This is a genomic window from Nocardia sp. NPDC003345 (assembly GCF_053589395.1).
Genome location: NZ_JBSFRU010000447.1, coordinates 1 through 4,077, shown reverse-complemented (window position 1 = coordinate 4,077; position 4,077 = coordinate 1). Strand labels below are relative to the sequence as shown.

At 68.3% G+C, this 4,077-nt stretch carries 4 protein-coding genes and 1 pseudogene; 3 read left to right on the top strand and 2 right to left on the bottom strand.

Annotated features, from left to right (window positions below):
- Positions 1–675 (top strand): Rpn family recombination-promoting nuclease/putative transposase (locus ACWDU1_RS30305; RefSeq protein ID WP_450003711.1); only part of this gene is annotated, 675 nt, incomplete at its 5' end.
- Between the two features lie 150 nt (positions 676–825).
- Here ACWDU1_RS30305 and ACWDU1_RS30300 read toward each other — a convergent pair.
- Positions 826–1,782 carry an electron transfer flavoprotein subunit alpha/FixB family protein gene (locus ACWDU1_RS30300; protein WP_450003710.1) on the bottom strand — a complete coding sequence of 319 codons (957 nt, stop codon included), beginning with the start codon at positions 1,780–1,782 and terminating at the stop codon, positions 826–828.
- A 37-nt stretch (positions 1,783–1,819) separates the two neighbouring features.
- On the bottom strand, positions 1,820–2,605 hold the full coding sequence (locus tag ACWDU1_RS30295; RefSeq protein WP_450003709.1) for an electron transfer flavoprotein subunit beta/FixA family protein: 786 nt from the start codon (positions 2,603–2,605) through the stop codon (positions 1,820–1,822).
- Between the two features lie 195 nt (positions 2,606–2,800).
- Between ACWDU1_RS30295 and ACWDU1_RS30290 the strand changes: the two genes are divergently transcribed.
- Entirely contained in the window at positions 2,801–3,586 is a 786-nt protein-coding gene (locus tag ACWDU1_RS30290) for a methyltransferase domain-containing protein (protein ID WP_450003707.1), read from the top strand.
- Positions 3,583–4,077 (top strand): annotated as a pseudogene (locus tag ACWDU1_RS30285) (1,4-alpha-glucan branching protein); the annotation flags it as partial. The gene ACWDU1_RS30290 and the pseudogene ACWDU1_RS30285, both read left to right, overlap by 4 nt.

Genomic DNA, 4,077 nt, shown 5'->3' with positions numbered 1-4,077 from the left:
CCCGCCGGCCTGCCCGCGATCATCCCCCTCGTCGTCCACAACACCGCCGACGGCACCCGCTGGTCACCCGCACACCCCACCGAACTCGCCGACCTCATCGACCTCGACCCCACCGCCCGCGCCGCCCTCGGCCCGCACCTGCCCCGGCTGCGGTTCCTGCTCGACGATATCGCCGCCCTCGACCTCGACACCCTCCACGAACGCGACCTCACCCCCGCCACCAAGGTATTGCTGGTACTCCAGAAAATCGCACCACACAACAGCCGGCTGGGCCACGATATGCTGGACTGGCTCGAAGACCTGCGCGCCCTGGAAACCGGCCCCGACCCCCTCGGCGACTACCTGACCGTCCTGACCTATCTCATGACAGTCGGCGAAACCACCGAAACAGACCTCGCAACCGTCTTCGAACAGCTCGGCCCGCGCGCGAAGGAGGCGATCGTGACCACAGCGGAGATCATCGAGGCACGCGGAGAAGCCCGAGGCCAGGCCCGCGGAGAAGCCCGGGGCGAGGCCCGAGGCCGCGCCGAATTGCTCATCGAGCAGATGACGGCCAAGTTCGGCCCGTTGCCGACCGCCACGATCCACCGAGTCCGCTCGGCCGATCAAGACAGCATCCGCGCGTGGGCGACACGCGTACTCACCGCGTCCACGCTCGACGACATGCTCTCCTGATCCAGCGGCTCGCCCGCAAGGCCGTAACCGGCGGTCTCCGAGATCGGCGCAGCCTCGGCCACCCGCCGCCCTGCTACGGACCCGACCGTGCCCAGCCGGATTCCCGGCTGGGCACGGTCGTGACTATTCGCGGACAGGGTCCGCGGGCGCTCAGCCCTTGTGCTTCTTGACCTCATCGGTCAGCTGCGGGGCGACATTGAACAGGTCGCCCACGATGCCGTAGTCGGCGATCTCGAAGATCGGGGCCTCTTCGTCCTTGTTGACCGCGATGATGGTCTTGGACGTCTGCATCCCGGCCCGGTGCTGGATGGCGCCGGAGATACCGAGGGCCACGTACAGCTGCGGGGAGACCGTCTTACCGGTCTGGCCGACCTGGAACTGGCCCGGGTAGTAGCCCGAGTCGACCGCGGCACGGGAGGCGCCCACGGCCGCGCCGAAGGAATCGGCGAGGGCCTCGACCACGGAGAAGTTGTCGGCCGAACCGACACCGCGGCCACCGGAGACGACGATGGCCGCCTCGGTCAGTTCCGGACGGTCACCACCGACGACGGGTTCGCGGCTGGTGATCTTGACGACGCCCTCTTCCTGGGCGGGCACCTCGACGGTGACCTTCTCGCCGGCGCCGGCCGAGGGCTTGGCCTCGATCGAGCCCGGACGCACCGAGATGACCGGGACATCGCCGGTGGCCTGGGCGTCGACGGTGAACGCGCCACCGAAGATGCTGTGCACGGCGGTGCCGTCGGACTTCACGTCGACGACGTCGACCAGCAGGCCGGAGCCGATACGCGCGGCGAGCCGGCCGGAGACCTCTTTGCCCTCGGCACTGGCGGCGACCAGGACCGCGGCCGGGGAGGCCGACTCGACCAGACCGGCGAGCACATCGACCTTCGGGGTCACCAGGTAGTTGTCCGCGTCATCGGATTCGGCGACGTAGATCTTGGCGGCGCCGGCGGCGGCGAGGGCATCGGACAGTTTGTCGGCGGTGCCGGGAGCACCCACCACGACGGCCGACGGCTCGCCCAGGGCGGTGGCGGCGGTCAGCAGTTCAGTGCTGACCTTCTTGACCGCACCTTCGGCGTGCTCGACGAGCACAAGTACTTCTGCCATTTGTCTCTTCTCCTAGAAGTTGCTGCGGTGCGGGGTCTCAGATGATCTTCTGGCCGACCAGGTACTGGGCGATCTTGGTGCCGCCGTCGCCCTCGTCGGTGATCTTCTCGCCCGCGGTGCGCGGCGGCTTCGGGGTGGAGGCGGTGACCTTGGTGCCCGCGTTCTCGACGCCCACGGTCGACGGGTCGATTCCCAGATCCTCCAGGGTGAAGGTCTGCACTTCCTTCTTCTTCGCGGCCATGATGCCCTTGAAGGAGGGGAAGCGCGGTTCGTTGATCTTCTCGGTGACGCTGACGATGGCCGGCAGCGAGGCCTCGAGCTTGAACACGCCTTCGTCGGTCTCGCGCTCGCCGGTGATCTTCTCGCCGTCGACGGTGAGCTTGCGCAGATGGGTGAGCTGCGGGATGCCCAGGTACTCGGCGATGATGGCCGGGACCGCGCCGGAGCGGCCGTCGGTGGCCTCGTTACCGGCGATGACCAGCTCGACGCCCTCGACCTGGCCCAGCGCACCGGCCAGGACCCACGCGGTCTGGACGGTGTCGGAGCCGTGGACGGCCGGGTCGTTGATGTGGATGGCCTTGTCGGCGCCCATGGACAGCGCCTTGCGGATGGCCTCGGTGGCGCGATCGGGACCGGCGGCCAGCACGGTGACCTCACCGCCCTGCGCCTCCTTGATCAGGAGGGCTTCCTCGACGGCGCGCTCGTTGATCTCGTCGAGCACCGCGTCGGCGGCTTCACGGTCGAGGGTGAAGTCACCGTCGGTCAGCTTGCGCTCGGACCAGGTATCGGGCACCTGCTTGATGAGTACGACGATATTCGGCATCGGTCTTCGTCGACCTCCTGTTCTGGTTACCTGTATTGGCGGTCGCACGATCTCCAACGGCCGTACGTCCTTGTGAGTAGCTCAGGCCGAGACATTACCCTACGTTAAGTTACTGGTGGGTAACTTAGCATCCGGCCCCCGTTCCGGGACCACCGGGCATCCCCCGGACCGGGTCCTACCAGTAACCTCGTCCCAATGAGCAAGGCTGTGATTCCCGCCGCACCGGCCGCCGAGGACGTACTGGAGCCGCTGCCGCTGACCGGCGAGCGGACGGTGCCGGGTATCGCGGAGGAGAACTACTGGTTCCGCCGCCACGAGATCGTCTACGAGCGCCTGCTCGACTGCTGCGCCGGAAAGACGGTGCTCGAAGCGGGATCGGGAGAAGGCTACGGCGCGAACATGATCGCCGAAGTCGCCGCCGCGGTCGTCGGCCTGGACTACGACCGGGGCGCCGCCGAGCATGTGCGCGCGCGGTATCCGCGGGTCCGGATGATCCGCGGCAATCTGGCCACCCTGCCGCTGCCCGACGCGGCCGTGGACACCGTCGTGAATTTCCAAGTGATCGAACACCTCTGGGATCAGGCGCAGTTCCTGCGGGAATGCCTGCGCGTGCTGCGCCCGGGCGGGGAACTGCTCATCAGCACCCCGAACCGGATCACGTTCTCGCCCGGCCGCGATACCCCGCTCAACCCTTTCCATACGCGCGAGCTGAATGCCGCCGAACTGACGGAACTGTTGGAAGAGGCCGGTTTCCGGGTCGAGCTGATGACCGGCGTCCACCACGGACCGACCCTGCGGGCACTGGACGCCAAACACGGCGGCTCCTTCATCGACGCCCAGATCGAGCGCGCGCTCGCCGGTGAGCCGTGGCCCGCCGACCTCACCGCCGATGTCGCCGGCATCACCGTCGACGATTTCGCGCTGACCCCCGCCGATATCGATGCCAGCCTCGATCTGGTCGCCCGAGCGGTGAAGCCTTGAGCGGCAACGACACCGGCGGCAGCCATACCGGCGGCGAGGTACCCGGGCAGTTCACCCTGGTCCTGCATTCGCATCTGCCCTGGCTGGCCCATCACGGGCGGTGGCCGGTGGGCGAGGAATGGCTGTATCAATCGTGGGCGGCGTCGTACCTGCCCGTGGTGGACGTACTGCGCACGCTCGCGGCCGAAGGCCGTTCGCATCTGCTGACCCTCGGCATCACCCCGGTGCTGGCGGCCCAGCTCGACGATCCGCACAGCCTCGCGGGAATGCACCACTGGCTGGGCAATTGGCAGTTGCGCGCGGACGAGGCCGCGATGGCGGGCAATCCGGCGCTGGGCAGTCACGAACACCGGCTGGCCGCGTCCGCGCTGGCCGAATTCGAGCAGAACTGGCAGCACGGGGCGTCGCCGGTCTGGCGGGAGCTCCTGGATGCCGAGGCCATCGAACTCCTGGGTGGACCGCTGGCCCACCCGTTCCAGCCGCTGCTCGAC

Bases quoted from the DNA above. Each gene is read 5' to 3' on its own strand.
- ACWDU1_RS30290 (WP_450003707.1), top strand. From the start codon at position 2,801: ATGAGCAAGGCTGTGATTCCCGCCGCACCGGCCGCCGAGGACGTACTG.
- ACWDU1_RS30300 (WP_450003710.1), bottom strand. From the start codon at position 1,782: ATGGCAGAAGTACTTGTGCTCGTCGAGCACGCCGAAGGTGCGGTCAAG.
- ACWDU1_RS30295 (WP_450003709.1), bottom strand. From the start codon at position 2,605: ATGCCGAATATCGTCGTACTCATCAAGCAGGTGCCCGATACCTGGTCC.